At 36.0% G+C, this 20,443-nt stretch carries 19 protein-coding genes; 8 read left to right on the top strand and 11 right to left on the bottom strand.

Translation table 11 applies throughout. The annotated features are described in order from the left end of the window. Positions 1-62 precede the first annotated feature (62 nt). Positions 63-1,298 carry a U32 family peptidase gene (locus B5X51_RS00490; RefSeq protein ID WP_079718907.1) on the top strand — a complete coding sequence of 412 codons (1,236 nt, stop codon included), beginning with the start codon at positions 63-65 and terminating at the stop codon, positions 1,296-1,298. Further along, positions 1,298-1,528 carry a ferredoxin gene (locus B5X51_RS00495; protein ID WP_079718908.1) on the top strand — a complete coding sequence of 77 codons (231 nt, stop codon included), beginning with the start codon at positions 1,298-1,300 and terminating at the stop codon, positions 1,526-1,528. The genes B5X51_RS00490 and B5X51_RS00495 overlap by 1 nt, the downstream gene beginning before the upstream one ends. A gap of 26 nt (positions 1,529-1,554) precedes the next feature. Here the strand turns inward: B5X51_RS00495 and B5X51_RS00500 are convergent, their stop codons facing one another. The 5 genes from B5X51_RS00500 to B5X51_RS00520 are packed head-to-tail and all read right to left on the bottom strand — an operon-like array spanning position 1,555 to position 4,649. Beyond that, positions 1,555-2,139, bottom strand: coding sequence for a Maf-like protein (locus tag B5X51_RS00500; RefSeq protein ID WP_079718909.1), 585 nt, complete (start codon positions 2,137-2,139; stop codon positions 1,555-1,557). A gap of 6 nt (positions 2,140-2,145) precedes the next feature. Continuing rightward, positions 2,146-3,057 (bottom strand): geranylgeranylglycerol-phosphate geranylgeranyltransferase, encoded by a 912-nt coding sequence (locus B5X51_RS00505; RefSeq protein WP_079718910.1) that lies wholly within the window; start codon positions 3,055-3,057, stop codon positions 2,146-2,148. Between the two features lie 8 nt (positions 3,058-3,065). Continuing rightward, complete coding sequence (locus B5X51_RS00510; protein WP_079718911.1) at positions 3,066-3,392, bottom strand: DMT family transporter; 327 nt, start codon at positions 3,390-3,392, stop codon at positions 3,066-3,068. Beyond that, positions 3,392-3,904, bottom strand: a complete 513-nt coding sequence (locus B5X51_RS00515; RefSeq protein ID WP_079718912.1) for a KdsC family phosphatase — start codon at positions 3,902-3,904, stop codon at positions 3,392-3,394. Before B5X51_RS00515 ends, B5X51_RS00510 begins: the two co-directional genes overlap by 1 nt. Beyond that, positions 3,888-4,649 carry a Rossmann-like and DUF2520 domain-containing protein gene (locus B5X51_RS00520; RefSeq protein ID WP_079718913.1) on the bottom strand — a complete coding sequence of 254 codons (762 nt, stop codon included), beginning with the start codon at positions 4,647-4,649 and terminating at the stop codon, positions 3,888-3,890. The genes B5X51_RS00515 and B5X51_RS00520 overlap by 17 nt, the downstream gene beginning before the upstream one ends. A 122-nt stretch (positions 4,650-4,771) precedes the next feature. Between B5X51_RS00520 and ccsA the strand changes: the two genes are divergently transcribed. Continuing rightward, positions 4,772-7,960 (top strand): cytochrome c biogenesis protein, encoded by a 3,189-nt coding sequence (ccsA, locus tag B5X51_RS00525; RefSeq protein WP_079718914.1) that lies wholly within the window; start codon positions 4,772-4,774, stop codon positions 7,958-7,960. A gap of 171 nt (positions 7,961-8,131) precedes the next feature. On the opposite strand, the gene fumC is transcribed toward ccsA, so the two are convergent. Continuing rightward, positions 8,132-9,529 carry a class II fumarate hydratase gene (gene fumC, locus B5X51_RS00530; protein ID WP_079718915.1) on the bottom strand — a complete coding sequence of 466 codons (1,398 nt, stop codon included), beginning with the start codon at positions 9,527-9,529 and terminating at the stop codon, positions 8,132-8,134. 276 nt (positions 9,530-9,805) lie between these two features. On the opposite strand from fumC, the gene B5X51_RS15860 reads away from it, so the two are divergent. Next, complete coding sequence (locus B5X51_RS15860) at positions 9,806-9,982, top strand: hypothetical protein (protein ID WP_176132705.1); 177 nt, start codon at positions 9,806-9,808, stop codon at positions 9,980-9,982. A 76-nt stretch (positions 9,983-10,058) separates the two neighbouring features. Here the strand turns inward: B5X51_RS15860 and B5X51_RS00535 are convergent, their stop codons facing one another. From B5X51_RS00535 to prfB, 4 genes are all read right to left on the bottom strand, one after another. After that, positions 10,059-12,584, bottom strand: coding sequence for a TonB-dependent receptor (locus tag B5X51_RS00535; RefSeq protein ID WP_079718916.1), 2,526 nt, complete (start codon positions 12,582-12,584; stop codon positions 10,059-10,061). A gap of 118 nt (positions 12,585-12,702) precedes the next feature. Then, complete coding sequence (locus tag B5X51_RS00540; RefSeq protein ID WP_079718917.1) at positions 12,703-13,074, bottom strand: hypothetical protein; 372 nt, start codon at positions 13,072-13,074, stop codon at positions 12,703-12,705. A 29-nt stretch (positions 13,075-13,103) separates the two neighbouring features. Further along, positions 13,104-13,445 carry an arsenate reductase (glutaredoxin) gene (arsC, locus tag B5X51_RS00545; protein ID WP_079718918.1) on the bottom strand — a complete coding sequence of 114 codons (342 nt, stop codon included), beginning with the start codon at positions 13,443-13,445 and terminating at the stop codon, positions 13,104-13,106. A 70-nt stretch (positions 13,446-13,515) separates the two neighbouring features. Continuing rightward, positions 13,516-14,614, bottom strand: a protein-coding gene (prfB, locus tag B5X51_RS00550) for a peptide chain release factor 2 (protein WP_139374811.1) whose coding sequence is annotated in 2 segments (ribosomal slippage) — positions 13,516-14,550 and positions 14,552-14,614 — 1,098 coding nt in all. Because the reading frame shifts where the segments join, the coding sequence is not laid out codon by codon here. Positions 14,615-14,903: 289 nt separating this feature from the next. Between prfB and B5X51_RS00555 the strand changes: the two genes are divergently transcribed. After that, positions 14,904-15,932: a threonine aldolase family protein gene (locus B5X51_RS00555; protein WP_079718920.1), complete on the top strand. Its 1,029-nt coding sequence runs from the start codon at positions 14,904-14,906 to the stop codon at positions 15,930-15,932. Positions 15,933-16,017: 85 nt separating this feature from the next. Continuing rightward, a complete protein-coding gene (locus B5X51_RS00560) occupies positions 16,018-16,533 on the top strand; it encodes a redoxin domain-containing protein (RefSeq protein ID WP_079718921.1) in 516 nt (171 codons plus the stop codon). Between the two features lie 84 nt (positions 16,534-16,617). On the opposite strand, the gene B5X51_RS00565 is transcribed toward B5X51_RS00560, so the two are convergent. Beyond that, the gene (locus B5X51_RS00565) at positions 16,618-16,941 is read right to left on the bottom strand and encodes a YbaB/EbfC family nucleoid-associated protein (protein ID WP_057481801.1); all 324 of its coding nucleotides are present in this window, start codon (positions 16,939-16,941) and stop codon (positions 16,618-16,620) included. 63 nt (positions 16,942-17,004) lie between these two features. On the opposite strand from B5X51_RS00565, the gene B5X51_RS00570 reads away from it, so the two are divergent. Together B5X51_RS00570 and B5X51_RS00575 are read left to right on the top strand one after the other, a co-directional pair. Continuing rightward, positions 17,005-19,131: a S9 family peptidase gene (locus B5X51_RS00570; RefSeq protein WP_079718922.1), complete on the top strand. Its 2,127-nt coding sequence runs from the start codon at positions 17,005-17,007 to the stop codon at positions 19,129-19,131. A 196-nt stretch (positions 19,132-19,327) separates the two neighbouring features. Further along, positions 19,328-20,368 (top strand): cysteate synthase, encoded by a 1,041-nt coding sequence (locus tag B5X51_RS00575; protein ID WP_079718923.1) that lies wholly within the window; start codon positions 19,328-19,330, stop codon positions 20,366-20,368. Positions 20,369-20,443 lie beyond the last annotated feature (75 nt).

Consider the following 20,443-nt stretch of genomic DNA (forward strand, 5'->3'; position numbering starts at 1 on the left):
CTTTGAGACCAAGCATTCAAATCTCGATTATCGAGTAAAGTTATCAGTAAATAAATTTTTGAATGAAGACAAAGATGGAACTTATGGCTCCTGCGGGAAATTTTGAATCCCTGCAGGCAGCTCTTGACAATGGCGCAGATTCAGTTTATTTTGGAGTAGACCAGCTTAATATGAGGGCAAGGGCTTCCGTAAATTTTACTATGGATGATCTACCGGAAATTACCCGCAGATGTGAAGCGAAGAATGTGCGAACCTATCTTACGCTAAATACGATTATCTACGATCATGATCTTTCGCTCATTAAAACCCTGCTGAATAAAGCAAAAGAAGCCGGTATCACAGCTGTGATTGCATCAGATCAGGCGGTAATCGCTTCAGCAAGAGAGCGAGGAATAGCTGTGCATATTTCCACCCAGCTAAACATCACTAATATTGAAACGGTAAGATTCTACAGTCTATTTGCCGAAACTATGGTGCTTTCCCGTGAATTAAGTCTGCGCCAGGTAAAGAACATTACCGACCAGATTCAAAAAGACCTAATAAAAGGGCCTTCGGGCGAATTGGTTAAGGTTGAAATCTTTGGTCATGGTGCTTTATGTATGGCCGTTTCGGGGAAATGTTACTTAAGTCTGCATTCAGATAACTCTTCGGCAAATCGTGGCGCTTGTAAACAGAATTGCCGAAAGAAATATACGCTTATTGACCAGGAAACCGGTTTTGAGATTGAAACCGATAATGAGTATATGATGTCGCCAAAAGACCTTTGTACTCTTGATTTTCTGGACCAGGTAAAGGATGCCGGTATTCAGATACTTAAAATTGAAGGTCGTGGACGTGCCCCCGAGTATGTAGCTACGGTTACCCGGGTGTATCGGGAGGCTATAGATGCACTTTCTGAAGATACATTTACTTCTGAAAAAGTGGATTATTGGATGGAACAGTTGGCCACGGTATATAATAGAGGCTTCTGGAGCGGATATTATTTGGGTCAGAAACTTGGGGAATGGAGTAAAACCTCAGGATCTCAGGCTACTCAGAAAAAAATATATGTTGGTAAAGGGGTTCATTATTTCCCTAAAGCGGGAATTGCAGAATTCAAGATAGAGGCTTACGATATTAAGAAAGGAGATAAACTCCTAATTACCGGCCCCAGTACCGGAGCTAAAGAAGTTGATTTAATGGAACTTTATGTTAATGAGACGAGTGTGGAGCAAGCTAAAAAAGGAGATTCCTGTACTATAAAACTTCCGTTTAGGGTTAGACTTTCAGATAAACTTTATAAAATGGTAGAAGCCTGATGGTAGTAATCACCTTACAGCGCCAAAAATGTATTGGATGTAATTATTGTGTAGAACTGGCACCTGAACAGTTTCAGATGTCTAAAAAGGATGGTAAATCGGTTTTGTTAAAGGCAAAAGATAATAAAGGTTTCCATACCCTGAAATCTCCAGATCATAGCATTCTGGAGCCGGCTGAAGCAGCGGCAGCTGCCTGCCCGGTTAAAATTATTAAGGTAAAAGATATTTGAAATCTAGGTTTGAAATTGAATTTATTCTAAGCTAAGTTTATTAGCTCATTATAAACCAAGTGGGTGGGAAGCCCTACCACATTAAAATAACTTCCTTCAAGATTGGTGATTCCAATAAGGCCAATCCATTCCTGTATGGCATAGCCGCCGGCTTTATCAAAAGGTTTAAAGTTTTCTACATAGTAATTAATTTCCCCTGTAGTAAGTTCTTTAAAGCTTACTTTAGTTTCACAATTTACCGTAGATTGATGATTGTGGGTGGTAAAACAAACCGAAGTAAAAACACTATGGGTTTTCCCTGAAAGCGACTTAAGCATTTCTTTAGCTTCAGAAACTGTTGCCGGTTTTCCCATTGCGTTTCCTTCATTATAAACAATAGTATCGCTTGTAATTAAGATCTGGTCTTTTTTCAATTCTTTCTGAAAAGCTTCGGCTTTTAATTGTGCCAGAAAATCTGTTATTTCTTCTTTTTGAAGGTAATCTGGATAGACTTCTTTTACCGGTCTTACATCTGCTTTAAAAGGAATGTCCAGATCTTTAAAGAATTGGTGGCGCCTTGGTGAGCCAGAAGCAAGAATGATTTCTTTATTTTTTAAAAGTTCTTTCAGCATAATAAATTAGAGTAAAAATTGATAAAATCCGATAGAGATAAGTCCGAAAAATAAGATGATTTTCAACATTAAACTTAAGTGTGAGTAATCGCTCTTCTTTTTAGCCTCCCAAATGCGCACCAGAAAATAGAGTAGTGGGGCCAGTATAAAAAGCAGGGTGTAGATTACTAAAAAAGTATTTTCAAATAGATAATTATAGATGTAATATACAATAGCAACTACAGGTAGAATTCCAAGGGCAAAAATAATCTTATTAGTGCGCTTAACACCAAGTATAATGGGCAGTGTTTGTATACCGGCATTATGATCTCCCTTAACATCTTCCTGATCTTTTACCATTTCTCGTAATAAATTCACTAAAAAAGCAAACACCGCGTAATCAAGTAAAATAGAAAAAAGTAAAGACTGAATTTTCTTGTTTTGAGAAGAAATAGCAGGAAAAAGATCAAAAATGGCAGGCAATAGTACTACAAAGGCTACAAGCAGACTTATTAAAACATTGCCTAAGATTGGAATTTGCTTAAGGTAACTCGCATATAAATAGAGTAAAGCCGAAGAAAAGATGAAAATTGCTACAAAGCCTGGTTTACCTAGCAAATTTGCCAGGTAAAAACCCAGGCCTACACCAATAATATTTAATACAATAAATAAATTATTCGCTCTTTTTTCTGAAACCTTATTTCCTACAAATAGCTTTTTAGGTTTGTTAATTTTGTCGGTTTCAATATCATAAATATCATTTATCACGTATCCTGAAGCGGCTATACATATCGTAGCCAAAATTAATAAGGCATAACCAAATGCATTAAGTGTAATTGAAGCACCAAATTCTTCAAAAAATGAAAATTTTATAAGAATTAGAGTGAGGGCTATAAAAATAAGGTTAGGCCATCGTAGTAGCTTTAAATATGTGATCATATACTATATTATTCAGAAACAAATTTTAAACCTACTATTGAAATTATTAGGGTACTTAGAAAGAATATGCGCCAAAAATTAGCAGGTTCCTTAAAAATAAAAATTCCAAGTAAAACAGTACCTACAGCTCCAATACCTGTCCAAACCGCATAAGCGGTGCCAATTGGTAGTGTTTGGGTAGCTTTGTAAAGTAAAATCATGCTTATGGCCAGGGAAATTAAAAACCCCATAAACCAAAGATTAGAGCTGCTACCAGTGGTAATTTTGGTTTTTCCCAGGCAAAATGCAAATCCAACTTCAAAAAGTCCCGCTAGAATTAGTAAAATCCAATTCATTATGCTTTATCAATCCATTTGCCCTGTACTTTCATCACTTGTTCTATAACATCGCGAACGCAACCTTTTCCTCCTTTTTTGTGAGAAATATATTTAGAGATTTCTTTAACCTCTGCCGCGGCGTCCTGTGGGCAGCAGGGTAAGCCCACAAGTTTCATAGGATAGTAATCCGGGATGTCGTCTCCCATATATAGCACATCTTCTGCATTGATATTGTAAATGTCAAAGAATTCATCCATTTGCTCTACCTTATCGTGAATTCCCAGGTAGATGTCGTTTATCCCAAGGTCCCTTAGTCTTTTTCTAACTCCTTCATTTTTACCACCGGAGATAATGCAAACCGTATAACCGGCATTTTTTGCGGCTTTAAGTGCGTAACCATCTTTAATGTTCATAGTGCGCAGCAATTCGCCGGCAGTACTAACTTGAATGCTTCCATCGGTAAGCACACCGTCTACATCAAATACAAAGGTGTTAATTTGGTTTAGGTATTCTTTATAATTTTTTTCCATGTAAATCTTGAATAGATTGAGTTATAAGGTTGTAGATATGTTTATGTTTATTAGGCAATAGTGCTAAATGTGTTTCAATTGTTTTTTGATCATTTCTTAAAGCCGGGCCGGTTTGGGCTTCGCGGGGCTTTAAATTTTTAATCTTTAAAGCAGTTTCTGTAATAAGTGGTTTTAAAATACTGAAATCTATTCCATGATCATCACAAATTTCAGCTCCAATTGAATACAAATGATTACTAAAATTGTTTACAAAAACTGCAGCCACATGTAAGGCTTTTCGCTGTTCAGAATCAATCTCACGAACATCCGTTGATATTTCTAAAGCCAGTGACTTAATTTTCTCAAGGTTTTCTGTGGAATTTGCTTCAATGCAAATTGGAATTTCAGTAAAATCTACGGTATTATTTTTAGAAAAACTCTGCAAGGGATAAAAGACCCCAAAGTTTGTTGCACTCTGCAGGGCATTTAAACCAATTGCACCCGAAGTATGTAAGATAATACCTTTGTGATTATTAAGCTGTTGGGCTATTTCAGAAATAACATCATCTTTTAATGCAAGCAGATAGAAATCTGCAGGTTTTAAATTATGGATATTAGTGGTTGTATCTATGAGCTTAGAAAAACTTTTTAAGCTCACTTTCTTGTGATTATATACCTGAATCACCCTTATATTTTTCGCTTCAGAGAAGGTTTGAAATATATGAAAAGCTACATTTCCTGTTCCTAAAATTACCACTTCTACCATTCGGCTAAATTATTAAAAATAATCAGGCAATAAAATTAACATTCGTGTAAGAGAATGTCTTAAATTTTCCTCCTGGAAACCATTAAAAATGCCTAAATTTGCGGCCTTAAAAGAGTTACTTCATGCAGAATAAAATAGCCTCTGTCATATTTTCTACACGTATAATGGCAGTCTTGTTTGTGGTCTTTGCAGTGACCATGGCGTTTGGAACATTTATTGAAAGTTGGTATAGTATTGAAACAGCCAGGGTGTTAATTTACAACACCTGGTGGTTTGAAGGTATTATGGTGTTTTTTGTGATTAATTTCGCAGGAAATATTAAACGCTATAATCTTCATAAACGTGAAAAATGGTCTTCGCTTTTAATTCATTTATCTTTTGTATTAATCCTTATTGGCGCCTTTATTACTCGTTATATCAGTTATGAAGGTGTGATGCCTATAAAAGAGGGTGAAACCACGAATATCATGCTTTCACAAAAGACGTATTTTACCACATTTATAGATGGTGAAATTGAAGGTGAACCTCGCCGAAGGGTTTTAGAAGAACCGGTTCTTTTTGCTCCGGAAACGGAAAATGATTATGTACTTAATACCGATTATAACGGGCAACCGGTTACGATAGAAGCAACAAACTTTATTTATGGAGCTAAGGAAGAATTAGTTCCTACTGAAGATGGAGATGTTTATCTTAAGCTCGTTGAAGCCGGAGGCGGTGGGCGTCATGATCACTTTTTAAAGGAAGGAGAGGTACAAAATATTCATAATGTATTATTCGCCCTAAATGATCCTACCGAGGGCGCAATCAACATAGAATATAATGAAGAAAGTGGCAAATACACTATAAACTCACCTTTTGAGGGAGACTATATGAGAATGGCCGACCAAAAGAAAGGTGGTTTGGTACAGGACTCTACCCAAACTTTAATGTTGCGTTCGCTTTATAATATTGGAGCCATGCAATTTGTAATACCCGAGCCTGTAATTAGGGGAGAGTATGACGTTGTTAAAACCCCTGAAAAGACTGATGGACAAACCGATGCCTTAACGGTAAGGGTTTCTTCAGAAGGTGAGTCTGAGACGGTAACTATAATGGGGGGACAGGGAATTCCCAGTGAGCCTCATAAAGTAGAACTGGCTGGGCTTGAATTTTATTTAAATTACGGTAGTAAGGAAATAGAATTACCTTTTGCCCTTAAACTCAACGATTTTATAGCCGATAAATACCCGGGAACAGAGAACAGTTATTCCTCTTTTAAAAGTAAGGTGGAGATTGTTGAAGAAGGAAAGGAAAATGTGCCTTATGAGATATATATGAACCATGTTTTAGATCATAAAGGCTTTAGGTTTTTCCAGGCCAGTTTTATGCCAGATGAAAGCGGGACAGTACTTTCTGTAAATCACGATTTTTGGGGAACCTGGGTGACTTATATTGGTTATTTTCTACTCTATTTAGGCTTGATGCTTATTCTTTTTGATAAAGGTTCACGTTTTGGAAAGCTGAAAGAAATGCTGGAAAAAGTAAAAGACAAAAAGAAGATGTTAAGTACGGTACTTGTTTTCTTTATGGCTGCAGGTTCTATGTTTGCCCAAATGCCCAATGAAGATCACCAACACGCTGAATCGGCAAAAAAAGAAGTAGATTCTATTCTTAAGACTAATGCTATTAGCGAAGAACACGCCGCAGAATTTGGACGTTTGGTTATCCAGGATGCAGGTGGTAGAATGAAACCCGCCAACACCTATTCCTCTGAATTGCTTCGTAAATTAAGCAAGTCTGATGAATATGAAGGATTAAGTTCAGATCAGGTTTTGGTATCCTTAACCCAAAATCCAATGATTTGGTACAATGTGCCAATTATTTATGTAGAAAAACATAATGATAGTTTACATAATGTTTTAGGTGTAGATAAAGGTGAAAAGTATTTAACCCTTAGTAGTTTCTTTGATGAAATGGGGAATTATAAACTTTCTCCATTATTAGAGGACGCTTATAAGGCTTCAGTACCCAATAAATTCCAAAAGGATTTTATTAATACCGATAAAAAAGTGAATTTGTTGTATAGGGCCTTACAGGGAAAAATACTTCGAATTTTCCCAATTCCCGGAGACGATAATAACAAATGGGTGTCTTATCCAGAATTGGAGGATGAAGGCGTTGTATTTAAAGGAATGGATTCGGTGTATACCAAGCAGATTCTTCCATTATATATGACAGCACTTTCTGATGCAAGTGAAACCGGAGATTATAGCAAAGCGAATCAATATTTAGAAAGCATTAAAGGATTTCAAAAGAAATTTGGGGGAGAAGTAATGCCTTCAAAAGATAGAATTAATGCGGAGATCACTTATAATGAATACGATATTTTCAGAAATCTTTTCTGGATGTACATGACAGCGGGACTGTTTATGCTAGTAGTAGTTATTATCAGAATTTTTAAAGAGAATAGCGTTACAAAATGGTTGGTTAAAATAAGTGGTGGCGTTATTGTAATTCTCTTTATACTTCACACTCTAGGATTAATTGCCAGATGGTATATTTCAGGGCATGCTCCCTGGAGTGACGCTTATGAATCTATGATTTACGTAGGTTGGGCTACTATGTTTTTTGGCTTGGCTTTTGGAAGAAAAAGTAGTTTAACAATTGCCTCTACAGCATTTGTAACTTCAATGATATTAATGATTGCTCATTGGAATTGGATGGATCCCTCTATAGCCAATTTACAGCCTGTTTTGGACTCTTATTGGTTGATGATTCACGTTTCTGTAATTGTAGGAAGCTATGGGCCTTTTACCCTGGGATTAATACTAGGGGCTGTGGCATTGTTGTTAATGATTTTTACCACCGAAAGTAATAAGAAAAAAATGGATCTTAATATTAAAGAGATTACCATTATTACTGAAATGGCTTTAACAGTTGGCCTGGTAATGTTAACCATTGGAAACTTCCTTGGAGGGCAATGGGCCAACGAAAGCTGGGGACGTTATTGGGGATGGGACCCTAAAGAAACCTGGGCTTTAATTAGTATAATGGTGTATGCATTTGTTATTCATATGCGCCTGGTTCCTGGTCTTAGAAGTAGATGGTTTTTTAACTTTATGTCTATTGTAGCTTTTGCCAGTATTTTAATGACTTATTTTGGAGTGAACTTCTACCTGGCAGGTTTACACTCGTACGCAAGTGGTGATAAGGTAATTACACCAACATTTATTTACTATGCCATTGCAATAGTAGCTTTGCTGGGAGCTGTCTCTTATTGGAGATTCCAAAAGTTTTATGCCAAAAAGCCTAAGAAGAAAATTGAAAAGTAATTGGTAAACTTCGGACTGAAAAGTCTAGTGTCTAAAGGAACTTGGTTAGGCTTCTAATATGTTTAGATTCATAACAACTTAGATCCTGAAACAAGTTCAGGATGACGAATAACAACAAAGCCTGTCTAAAATTTTAGACAGGCTTTGTTGGTCTTATCAATTTAGAAGGGATTATTTAATATTTCCAACCATATCTTTTGGTTGTACCCACTCATCGAACTGCTCTTCGGTGAGGTGACCTAATTCAACCGCAGCCTCTTTAAGGGTAGTCCCGTCTTCGTGAGCCTTATTGGCAATTTCAGCGGCTTTATAATACCCTATTTTCGTATTTAAAGCAGTAACCAACATTAGTGAATTATTTAAATGTTCCTGGATTCTCGGCATATTAGCTTCAATTCCGCTTGCACAGTTTACATCAAAAGAAGTGCAGGTATCACCAATAAGTTCTGCACTTTGTAAAAGATTAGCTGCCATAACCGGTTTAAAAACATTTAGTTCAAACTGGCCCTGCATACCGCCAACACCAATAGCTACATCGTTACCCATTACCTGGGCACAAACCATAGTTAAAGCTTCACATTGGGTAGGATTAACTTTTCCTGGCATTATAGAGGAGCCTGGCTCGTTTGCAGGAATATTAATTTCACCAATTCCGCTTCGTGGACCAGAAGAAAGCATTCTAATATCATTTCCTATTTTATTTAAAGAAACTGCTAATTGTTTTAAAGCGCCATGAGTTTCCACAAAAGCATCGTGCGCAGCAAGGGCTTCAAATTTATTTCCAGCAGAAACAAAAGGTAGTTCTGTGAATTTAGCAATAAACTCAGCTACTCTTTTAGAATAGCCTTTAGGCGTATTAAGTCCCGTTCCTACTGCAGTACCACCAAGCGCCAATTCAGCTAAATGTGGAAGTGTATTTTCAAGAGCTTTAATACCATGATCTAATTGGGCAAAATAACCGCTAAATTCCTGGCCAAGGGTTAGGGGAGTAGCATCCATAAAATGCGTACGGCCAATTTTTACTACCTCTTTAAATTCTTCTGATTTTTTCTTTAACGTATCGCGTAATTGCTTAACCCCGGGAAGTGTCACGGTTATAATTTTTTTGTAAGCTGCAATGTGCATTCCTGTAGGAAAGGTATCGTTAGAAGATTGCGATTTATTGACATCATCATTTGGCTGAAGTGTTTTTTCACCTTCGCCCAGGGTATTTCCTGCTAATTGATGTGCGCGATTTGCAATAACTTCGTTTAAGTTCATATTACTTTGGGTGCCGCTACCGGTTTGCCAAATTACCAATGGAAACTGATCATCGTGTTTGCCTTCCAGTATTTCGTCACATACCTGGGCGATATAATCCCTTTTTTCTACAGGTAAAACCCCTAGTTCACAGTTTGTGTAAGCTGCTGCTTTTTTAAGATAAGCAAAGCCGTAAACTATTTCCAAAGGCATACTAGCGGCTGGGCCAATTTTAAAATTATTTCTGGAACGTTCGGTTTGAGCTCCCCAGAGTTTATCTGCCGGAACTTTTACTTCCCCAATAGTATCTTTTTCTATTCTATAATTCATAATTTCTATATTAGTTTAGTTGTTTCACAAATTTACGAGATAGTGGGGTTTTAAAGGAATAAATAAAGAGAATTTAACCCTTAATTTTACGCGATAATCGAGATTTAATATTGCGATGTTTTCTAGATATCTAAAAAAGATCTATTTAATAACTCGTGGGATTGCTGCCAGGTAAATTGCTGATTTTAGACAGCACTTTTATAATTTCTGAAAATTAAATTGTGATAAGCCACCAAAGCTTAGTATATTTGACCAGATCAAAAAATTTTGGAAATTATGTTCGAATTCGATCAATACCTCGGTTTTCTGGCTTTCCTGGTTATTTTAACTATGGGATTCTGGCTTATGATTTTCCTAATGGCTATTTTACCCTACTGGATAGGTGGTTCGGTTGGAGAATTGCTTAAAGAAAAGAAGGAAGCTAGAAAAAAAGCTAAAGAAGAGAAAGCATAAAAAAAAGGGACAGTTACTGTCCCTTTTTTTTGTCTCTATTTTTATCTATAAATAAGATTAAAATTATCTGTGGGTTTTAGAATTCGCCCTCATCAAAATCCTCACCTCCATTACCTCTTCTTTGTTGCTGTTTTTTCTGATTAAACCTGTAGATAAAAGAAATATTAGCCGATTGACCCTGTCTCCACTGGAATTCACTTTCCTGATTAAAAAACTCTGTAGTGGTAGAACTATTTCTTTTTCTTCCGTTGAAAATATCCCTAACGTTTAATGAAAGTGTAGCTTTCTCGTTTAAGATCTCTTTACTAAAAGCAAGATCAACATTTAAAATTCCTTCTTGAGTACCCTGAATTTCGTCTGAAGGTCCTCGGTAAAATAAGTTGGTTTGCCAGTCTATTTGTAGTGGTAAGGTAACTTTTGAACTAAATCTACCAAACCAGCTTGAATTGTCCTGACTATAATCTGTGCCATTAAATTCACCGTCTAGCTTAAAACGGAAGACATTTAAACTACCGTTAAGTCTTAACCAATCTGCAGGATTATAAAGAAAACCTAATTCGCCACCCATTCTGTCATTAGTAGCCAGGTTAAACGGTATACTTCTAATTACTTCTATCTGTTGGCCAGAAGGTCCGCTAATAAAAACTTCTTCTCTTACTCTTTGAAAAGCATCAGTTTCTCTCTGGTAGTACACCGAGGAGGTTAGGGTGAATTTATCCCACTTTTTTAAGTAACCTAAATCAAAAGCATTTGAAAATGCCGGGTTAAGGTTTGGATTCCCCTGGAAAATATTATTACGGCTACTTCTTGAAGGGAAAGGATTTATATACCAACCTCTTGGCCGGTTTATTCTTCGGTTATACCCAAGGGTGACATTTTCATCTTCTCCAAGTTCATAAATTAGATTTACCGTTGGGAACAAACCAAGATAGTCATTGTTGAAGTCTGTATCTATATCAAAAGAAAATTCTTCCTGCAATTCCTCTTCAGTTAGCTCTGAATCTATCTTACCTTTTAAATTAGTATTCTCCAACCTTAAACCTAGAAGAAAGCTAAAACTGCCAAATTTAGTACCGTACTGTGTATAAAGGGCCTGAACATTTTCGGAATAATCAAAAACATTGGTCTGGCTTTTATTTAACATAAACTCGCCAAGGTTGTTTTCCTGGTAAAGCTTATAGTCTGTTATTTCATTTTCAAAATTACCGCGATACCCGGCTTCAAATTGGGATTCCTCCCCAATGGGTAGTACATAATCTGCCTGTATCAAATATTCCTTTTTATCTTCCTCTGTAAGCGTAGATTCTGAAGGGATATCAATAGCACCTTTTTGGGTATTGTTATAAGTTATAAATTCATTTATAGAAGCGTCCTGAGTCTCTGCATCATTCTCAAATTGAAAATCTGCAGTAAGCTTATGCCCTTTATTGTCGAATTTTTTTATATAATTAAGCGAAAATTGAATACTCTCGTCTTCTTCATTCTCAATTTCCCTTCTGTTTGTTCCCAAAAGTTCGGTACCACCCATTAGATAGTCATTGAAATTATTGGTCACATCACGGTCATCACCAATTCTGTAAAATATGGCACCTGTAATAGATGACATATCAGAGAGGTAGTATTCCATTCCCACATTAGTATTAAAACCACGGTTTATTCTATCAAAATCCCTGTCTTCAATATTTCTGTCATAAACCAGGCTGTCTAATATTATATCTGCTCTTGGGTCAAAATATTGAGTGTCAAAGAATCCATAACCTGGCGATTCAGAATATCTGTAGCCGGTAGTGGTGAAGAGGTTATATTTATCGGTACGGTAGTTTAAATTGGTAGAAATACTTCCGTTTTCAGGGATACCTCCATTTACAGTAACAGAACCATTAAATCCAAGTGTTTCCTTTTTTCTAAGAATAATATTAATAATACCAGCAGTACCTTCGGCATCATACCTGGCAGAAGGGGAAGTAATAACTTCCACACGCTCTATGGCTTCAGCCGGTAATTGACTTAAAACATCAGTACTGCCGAAACCAGCCATTGCTGAAGGTTTACCGTTAATTAGTATTCTAACATTGTCATTCCCCCTTAAACTTATACCTCCTTCAATATCTACTGCAATAGATGGTACGTTGTTAAGTGCATCGCTTACTGTACCGCCCGCAGTGGTAAGGTCTTTTCCAATATTATATATCTTTTTATCAAGCCTAATATCAACCTGGGTGGTTTCAGCTCTTACTACAACTTCGTCTAAGTTATTTGAACTTATCCCAAGTTCTATGGTTTGAAGGTTTAAATCTGAATTGATCTTTCTATTGTTAAACCGCTTAGTTTCATAAGAAATAAATTCAACGATAATATTATAAGTTCCAGAATCTACCTCAATATTAAAAACACCCTCATTGTTGGTAACACCTCCATTAATGTTTTCCGGGTCATTTACATCTATAATGGAAATTGTAGCATATTCTAAGGGTACATTAAGTTCATTATCTATTACTTTTCCAGAGATCTCATAAGAATTACCAGATGATTGAGAATAGTTGACGGAACTAAAAAAGAGAGAAAACGCTGCACTGAGCGTACATAAGATTTTGGTGGTCATAGAATTTTTTATTCTTTGACCTTTAATTTGGAGGATGGTTTAATATGAGATGGGTTAAACTCACGTTAAATGTGAATTTAAAATGTTAAGATGAGCTTACTTTATTGCAGTTCAGAACTTAAGATTTTCGACTAATTTTTTTATTTAGATCTAAATATTTCTGAAACTGCTTGCCGGTCATTAATTTTTGCAGCTTAGCGTGCTCCGCTTGCTGAATAGATTTTAGCTTGAAAATAATTTCATCTTCAGTAAGCGCTGTTGCGTTTATGATTTCGTTTTTCTTAAGCGTGTATTCTATAATAAGGTCTTCCAGCTTGCCGGTTTGTTCAAAATCCAGTTCCAGCTCTCTTTTCCAGGTGTAAGCAAGTTCTCTGGCAATTTCAATTAGTTCTTTCCTGCTTTTTCTATGTAAGTAAAAATGGGAATAAACAAAGCCGGCCACTAAAAAACCGGCGGCACCTATTATTGCTATTTTATGTTGAGTCTTCATTTTTTTATGGTTTGATATATTAATTTTAATTACAATATATCTTCAATTTTAGAGCTTGGCCTACCTACTACCGCTGTATTAGGAGTCTCTACAATTGGTCTTTCAATAAGCTTTGGATTTTTTACCATAACGGTAATTAATTCCTTGTTACTTAGGTCTTTATTTTTGTACTCCTCTTTCCAAATTTTCTCGTTAGTGCGAATTAGCTGTATTGGATAAAAACTTAATTTTTCCAAAATTTCACCCAATTCTTCTTCGGAAAGTGGCTCTTTTAGGTATTCTCTAATTTGATATTCTTTTCCAGAATTTTTTACAAGTTCCAAACCTTCTCTAGATTTTTTGCATCTGGGATTGTGATAAACAATAATCATAATTTTTGGTTTTTGGCTATTTTAAAATAAACAATAAATTTTAAATCTAAAATATATTGGCAGAAACTTATCAATCTTCCTGCCGTTGTCCCATCATCATTAAAAAAGCTTTTAGAAAAACGTCAATTTCTCCATTCATTACGGCATCTACATTACCTGTTTCTTCTGCAGTTCTAACATCTTTTACCAACTTATAAGGATGCATCACATAATTTCTAATTTGCGATCCCCATTCTATCTTCATTTTAGAATCTTCAATCTCCCTGCGCTGTGCTTGTTGCTTTTGAAGTTCAATTTCATATAACTGACTTTTTAAAAGCCGCATAGCCTTAGTCTTGTTTTCCAGTTGAGAACGCGTTTCAGAATTTTCAACCACAATCCCGGTAGGAGCGTGGCGTAATCTAACCGCAGTTTCTACCTTATTTACATTCTGTCCTCCCGCACCTGAAGAACGCATGGTTTCCCAGGAAATCTCAGAAGGATTAATATCTATTTCTATAGAATCATCAGCCAGTGGATAAACATATACTGATGCGAAAGAAGTGTGACGTTTTGCATTACTATCAAATGGGGAAATTCGTACCAACCTGTGTACGCCATTTTCTCCTTTTAACCATCCAAAAGCAAATTCACCTTCAATTTCCAGTGTTACGGTTTTAATTCCGGCAACATCTCCTGCCTGGTAATTTAATTCTTTGATTTTAAAATTACGTTTTTCGGCCCACATCAGGTACATACGCATAAGCATCTGTGCCCAATCGCAACTTTCTGTACCGCCGGCACCTGCAGTAATTTGCAAAACCGCACTCAATTTATCGCCTTCTTCAGAAAGCATATTTTTAAACTCAAGATCTTCTATAAGATCTAAAGCCTGCTGATTTTTTTCTGAAACATCTTGTTCGCTGGCTTCATCTTCTTTATAAAATTCATAAAGAACATCCAGATCTTCTACCAGTGTTTCAGATTTCTCAAACTCTTCTACCCATTGTTTTTCAGAATTAAGATCACGCATAATGATCTCAGCCTTTTTGGGGTCATTCCAAAAATCTGGGGCAAAGGTTTTTTCTTCCTGATTAGCTATTTCTATTTTTTTGGCATCAATGTCAAAGATACCTCCTTAACGCACCAAGGCGCTCTCTAAGATTTCTGATATGTTCGTGTGTAATCATATAAGTAAATTTTAAAGGTAAAAATAGAATTTAAGACCGCGACGGGAAACTATTTAACGATATTTTTATAGTTTTAGACTTGCTTGAAAAGCCCCCAAAAGAAAGGAGTTTTGCTTATTCTCCTGTTAGTCAGTTTCTCACTTCCTGAAATTGTATGATTTCATCTGGAAAAAGAAAATCTACGGGGATTGTGTGTAAAATGCTAATTTGAAATTTTTGATGTTTTAAGGGCTAATTTTAATACGAAAATAGATTTCCGCCTTCGCGGAAAAATTAAAAAAATGGTTTTATGAAAGAAATAGATTTAAGAAGTGATACAGTAACCAGACCTACAAGCGGAATGCTAAAAGCAATAATGGGCGCTGAAGTTGGTGATGATGTGTATAAAGAAGATCCTAGTGTAAATGCTTTAGAGGAAAAGCTGGCAAAGATGTTTGGAATGGATGAGGCTCTATTTTTTCCTACCGGAAGTATGGCTAACCAGGCTGCTATAAAACTACATACGCAACCAGCCGAACAACTAATTTGCGATAAATGGGCGCATGTTTTTAATTATGAAGGGGGTGGTGCTTCTTTTAACAGCGGGGTTTCCTGCAAGTTAGTAGATGGTGACCGTGGAATGATTACAGCTGACCAGGTTGAAGAAAATATTAATCCACCAGACTTTTATCACAGTCCGTTAACAAGTTTAGTGTGTTTGGAAAATACCACCAATAAAGGTGGAGGCGCTTGTTATGATCTAAAAGAGATCAAAAAAATAAGAAAAGTTTGTAATACCCATAAGCTTGGTTTGCATTTAGACGGGGCCAGGCTTTTTAATGCTTTGGTTGCTAAAAATGAAGACCCAAAAGATTACGGGAAGTTATTTGATACCATTTCGGTTTGTCTTTCTAAAGGACTGGGAATTCCAATGGGTTCTGTGCTTATTGGCGATAAGAAGTTGATGAAAAACGCCATTAGAATTCGTAAAGTTTTAGGTGGCGGAATGCGCCAGGTTGGTTTTATGGCCGCAGCCGGAATTTATGCTTTGGATAACAATGTTGAGCGTTTAGCCGAAGACCACAAAAGAGCAACTGATATTGCTGAAACTTTGGAAGCTGCCAGTTATGTGGGCGAGGTGGAAGAGGTTGATACTAATATTATTATTTTTTATCTCAAGAAAGCTTCAGATGAAGCTGCATTTATGAAGAAACTTCAGCAAGAAAATATAAGAATAAGCAATATGGGGCAGGGAAAATTAAGAATTGTCACCCATTTAGATTATTCCGAGGAAATGCACCAGAAATTTTTAAAAGTACTAAATGACATTAAGCTGTAATAAGCTTAGAAAATTTTAACCTAAGCTTATAAAGCTTTTAATATACTTGGTAAATTGAATTTCATAATTTCAAAAAAAATAAATTATGAAAAATGTATTGCCGGGAAAAGAAGTACCGAGATTAAGAGTGAAAACCACCAGTGGAATGCAATGGGATCTACGTGATCAGGAACCTAAAAACTTTACAATGGTAGTTTTTTATCGTGGGTTACATTGCCCGGTTTGTAAGTCTTATTTAGAAGAATTAAATAGCAAGATAGAAGACTTTCAGGACAAAGGTGTAGATGTGATCTGTATTAGCTCTAATAACCAGTCGCTAGCCGAAAAAACCCTCAAGGAATGGGAAATTGATAAGCTTAGTATTGGTTACGACTTTAATACTGAAGATGCCCGAAAATGGGATTTATATGTTTCTGAAGGAATAAACGATAAAGAACCTGAGGTGTTTTTTGAACCCGGATTGTTTTTAATAAAACCGGATAATACGCTTTATGCAGCGTCTATACAAACTATGCCTTTTGCAAGACCAAAATTTGATGAATTGTTAAAAGCTATAGATTTTGTAGTAGAAAAAGAATATCCCGCCAGGGGAGAAGCTTAAGTAAAATTTTAATTTAAATAAAAATACCTCATAGATTTTAAAACCTGTGAGGTATTTTATTTTGCTAGAAATTAACTTTAAAACTTATTTAAGCATATCCATTCCTGGAATATCTGGCATTCCGTCTTTGGCAACTGCTGCAAGTTCTTTTTCATTAATATCAGAAGCTTTGGCAATGGCTTTGTTTAAAGTAAGTACCAGGTAATCTTCTAATTGCTCTTTATCTTCCAATAATTCGTCTGCAACATTAATATTTTTAATCTCACGGGTAGCGGTAATCGTTACACTTAATAAACCGTCGCTTGATTTTTCTTCAATACTAACAGTTTTTAAGCGCTCTTTAGTTTCTTCAACTTTTTGTTGGGTTTCTTTGATTTTATTCATCATACCCATCATATCTCCAAACATAGTCTTCTTTTTTAAAATTTATCAACTGCAAATTTACTAAATTACAGGATTAATCCTGTTAATATGAAGAGACTATTATGTATTTTACTGGGAAGCATTACCTTTGCATCCGCTCAAAATAATGCAAATTTGAAAAAAGATATTTTACCGCCAAAAGCTAAGAAAATAGCAAAAAATCTGGAAGCTCACGGCATCCTTAGAGTAGATAATTATTACTGGATGAACGATAGGGAAGATGATGAAGTAATAGGTTATTTAAATCAGGAGAATGAGTATAACCAAAAAATGACTGCACACACCAGTGATTTTCAGCAGCGCTTGTTTGAGGAAATGAAAGGCAGAATAAAAGAAGATGACGAGTCGGTTCCATACAAATTGAATGGTTACTGGTATTTAACCAGGTTTGAAACCGGAAAAGATTACCCAATCTACTCCCGTAAAAAAGGGGAGCTTGAAGCACCGGAAGAATTGCTTTTTGATGTAAATGAGATGGCTGAAGGTTTTGAATATTACAGCCTTGGCGGATTAAATGTGAGCCCGAACAACAAAATGGTTGCTTTTGGAGTAGATACTTTAAGCCGAAGAAAATATACTATTCAGATAAAAGATCTGCAAACCGGAGAAATTTATCCTGATAAGATAGAGAATGCTACCGGGGGTTCTACCTGGGCGGCAGATAATAAAACTCTTTTCTATACTAAGAAAGATGATCAAACTTTAAGGTCTTATAGAATTTACAAGCATATCTTAGGCACAGATGCTGCTGAAGATGAGCTGGTTTTTGAAGAGGAGGATGAAACTTTTAATACCTATGTGTATAAATCAAAGTCCAAAGATTATATCATCATTGGAAGCCATAGCACTTTAACTACAGAATACCGAATCTTAAAAGCCGACGATCCTAATTGTGAGTTTAAAGTTTTTCAGCCCAGGGAACGTGGTTTAGAATATAGTATAGCACATTATGAAGGTGATTTCTATGTGATGACTAATAAAGATAAAGCGACTAATTTCAGATTAATGAAAACCCCGGTTGAGAGCACAAGTCAGGAAAACTGGGTAGATGTAATTCCGCATCGGGAAGATTACCTGCTAGAGGATATAGATATCTTTAAAAAATACCTTGTAGTAAGCGAACGGCATAATGGTTTAAATAAAATAAGAGTTATACGTTGGGATAATTCAGAAGAGTATTATATCCCTTTTGATAATGAAACTTATACGGTTTATACTTCCATAAATCCTGCTTTTGATACAGATGTGTTAAGGTTTACCTATAACGCTATGACCACGCCAACATCGGTAGTGGATTTTAATATGGAAACCCGCGAAAAAACGGTTTTAAAGGAGCAGGATGTTTTAGACGAAAATTTTGACAAAGACAATTATAAATCAGAAAGAGTTTGGGCCACTGCAAAAGACGGCACTAAAATCCCTGTAAGCCTGGTTTATAAAAAAGGAACTAAACTAGACGGAAATAGTCCATTATTGCAATATGCTTATGGTTCTTATGGTTCAACAATAGATCCTTACTTTTCTACGGTAAGGCTTAGTTTGTTAGATCGAGGTTTTATTTATGCTATAGCGCATATTCGCGGCGGAGAATATTTGGGACGTAACTGGTATGAAGACGGTAAACTTTTCAATAAAATGAACACTTTTACCGATTATATAGATGTATCAGAGTATTTAATTCAGGAAAAATATACTTCATCAGAGCATCTTTATGCTATGGGTGGTTCTGCCGGTGGCTTACTAATGGGGGCAGTTATTAATATGTCGCCGCAACTTTACAGGGGTGTTATTTCTGCAGTGCCTTTTGTAGACGTGGTAACAACAATGTTAGATGACAGCATTCCATTAACAACCGGTGAGTATGATGAATGGGGTAATCCTAATAACAAGGATTATTATGATTATATGATGCAATATTCGCCATATGATAATGTGGTGGCACAAGACTATCCTAATATGCTGGTAACAACGGGCTTGCATGATTCTCAGGTACAATATTGGGAACCTGCGAAATGGGTAGCTAAATTAAGAGAATTAAAAACCGATAATAATTTGTTGCTTTTTCATACCAATATGGATGCAGGGCACGGTGGGGCTTCAGGTCGATTTGAAGCTTTAAAAGAGGTGGCCGAAAAATATGCGTTTTTGCTGGATTTAGAAGGAATTAGCCACTAATTAAAAAATTTATCTTAAATTTGTACGGTTTTACTTTCGTGTTTTTAGAAGGGAAAATCGATCGGCACAGGTTGTCGATATATTTTTCCGATTGTTATCGGGATGAAAAACAAGATATTTTCAGCATTACTGAAATATTTCACGCTCATTAAATGGGCAAAATCTTTAACCCAAATTTTGTAAAGAACTTCGATTTATGAAAGAAGATTTGCAAGTATATGACAACGTATTGCAACTTATTGGCAATACACCTCTTATAAAACTTAACAAAATCACCCAGGAATTTAAAGGAGAATTCTTCGCTAAAGTAGAAGCCTTTAATCCGGGACACTCCGCAAAAGACCGTATTGCACTTTATATTATAGAAGAAGCGGAAAGAAAAGGTATTCTTAAACCTGGTAATACTATTATTGAAACTACCTCTGGAAATACCGGTTTTAGTATTGCAATGGTTAGTGTTATTAAAGGTTACGAATGTATTCTAGCAGTAAGCTCTAAGGCTTCTAACGATAAAATAGACATGCTAAGAACTATGGGAGCTAAAGTTTATGTTTGCCCGGCTCACGTTTCGGCAGATGACCCCAGGTCTTATTATCAGGTAGCTAAAAGGTTGCATTCAGAAACAAAAGGCTCGGTTTATATCAATCAATATTTTAATGATTTGAATATAGACGCTCATTTTAACTCTACCGGTCCAGAAATTTGGAATCAAACCGAAGGGAAAATAACCCATCTTATCGCTTGTAGCGGAACTGGTGGAACAATTTCGGGAACTGCAAGATATTTAAAGCAGCAGAATCCTGACATGAAAGTTATTGGGATAGATGCCTATGGTTCTGTTTTAAAGAAATATCACGAAACTAAAGAATTTGATGCTAGTGAAATCTATCCTTATAGAATAGAAGGTCTGGGTAAAAATCTCATTCCTTCCGCTACAGATTTCGAGATTATTGACCGTTTTGTTAAGGTGAGTGATGAAGATAGTGCGCATACGGCCAGAGAACTTGCTAAAACCGAAGGGCTTTTTGTAGGTTATACCAGTGGTGCTGCTACTCAAGGTTTAAAGCAACTTGCTGAAGAAGGAGAATTTGATGAAAATAGCAATGTGGTAGTAATTTTTCCAGATCACGGTTCACGCTATATGGGCAAGGTCTTTAGTGATGACTGGATGGAAGAACAAGGCTTTTTTGATACCAAAAATGAGATTGAGGCACAGCCTATAGAATTTATAAAATAAATAGTATTTTGAAACTGATTCATAAATAAATAGAATAAAAGCATCCAGGAAGGATGCTTTTATTTTATTAGAATT

The organism is Salegentibacter holothuriorum, from assembly GCF_900168045.1.
Lineage (GTDB): Bacteria > Bacteroidota > Bacteroidia > Flavobacteriales > Flavobacteriaceae > Salegentibacter > Salegentibacter holothuriorum.

Bases quoted from the DNA above. Each gene is read 5' to 3' on its own strand.
- B5X51_RS00490 (WP_079718907.1), top strand. From the start codon at position 63: ATGAAGACAAAGATGGAACTTATGGCTCCTGCGGGAAATTTTGAATCC.
- B5X51_RS00495 (WP_079718908.1), top strand. From the start codon at position 1,298: ATGGTAGTAATCACCTTACAGCGCCAAAAATGTATTGGATGTAATTAT.
- B5X51_RS00500 (WP_079718909.1), bottom strand. From the start codon at position 2,139: ATGCTGAAAGAACTTTTAAAAAATAAAGAAATCATTCTTGCTTCTGGC.
- B5X51_RS00505 (WP_079718910.1), bottom strand. From the start codon at position 3,057: ATGATCACATATTTAAAGCTACTACGATGGCCTAACCTTATTTTTATA.
- B5X51_RS00510 (WP_079718911.1), bottom strand. From the start codon at position 3,392: ATGAATTGGATTTTACTAATTCTAGCGGGACTTTTTGAAGTTGGATTT.
- B5X51_RS00515 (WP_079718912.1), bottom strand. From the start codon at position 3,904: ATGGAAAAAAATTATAAAGAATACCTAAACCAAATTAACACCTTTGTA.
- B5X51_RS00520 (WP_079718913.1), bottom strand. From the start codon at position 4,649: ATGGTAGAAGTGGTAATTTTAGGAACAGGAAATGTAGCTTTTCATATA.
- ccsA (WP_079718914.1), top strand. From the start codon at position 4,772: ATGCAGAATAAAATAGCCTCTGTCATATTTTCTACACGTATAATGGCA.
- fumC (WP_079718915.1), bottom strand. From the start codon at position 9,529: ATGAATTATAGAATAGAAAAAGATACTATTGGGGAAGTAAAAGTTCCG.
- B5X51_RS15860 (WP_176132705.1), top strand. From the start codon at position 9,806: ATGTTCGAATTCGATCAATACCTCGGTTTTCTGGCTTTCCTGGTTATT.
- B5X51_RS00535 (WP_079718916.1), bottom strand. From the start codon at position 12,584: ATGACCACCAAAATCTTATGTACGCTCAGTGCAGCGTTTTCTCTCTTT.
- B5X51_RS00540 (WP_079718917.1), bottom strand. From the start codon at position 13,074: ATGAAGACTCAACATAAAATAGCAATAATAGGTGCCGCCGGTTTTTTA.
- arsC (WP_079718918.1), bottom strand. From the start codon at position 13,445: ATGATTATTGTTTATCACAATCCCAGATGCAAAAAATCTAGAGAAGGT.
- B5X51_RS00555 (WP_079718920.1), top strand. From the start codon at position 14,904: ATGAAAGAAATAGATTTAAGAAGTGATACAGTAACCAGACCTACAAGC.
- B5X51_RS00560 (WP_079718921.1), top strand. From the start codon at position 16,018: ATGAAAAATGTATTGCCGGGAAAAGAAGTACCGAGATTAAGAGTGAAA.
- B5X51_RS00565 (WP_057481801.1), bottom strand. From the start codon at position 16,941: ATGTTTGGAGATATGATGGGTATGATGAATAAAATCAAAGAAACCCAA.
- B5X51_RS00570 (WP_079718922.1), top strand. From the start codon at position 17,005: ATGAAGAGACTATTATGTATTTTACTGGGAAGCATTACCTTTGCATCC.
- B5X51_RS00575 (WP_079718923.1), top strand. From the start codon at position 19,328: ATGAAAGAAGATTTGCAAGTATATGACAACGTATTGCAACTTATTGGC.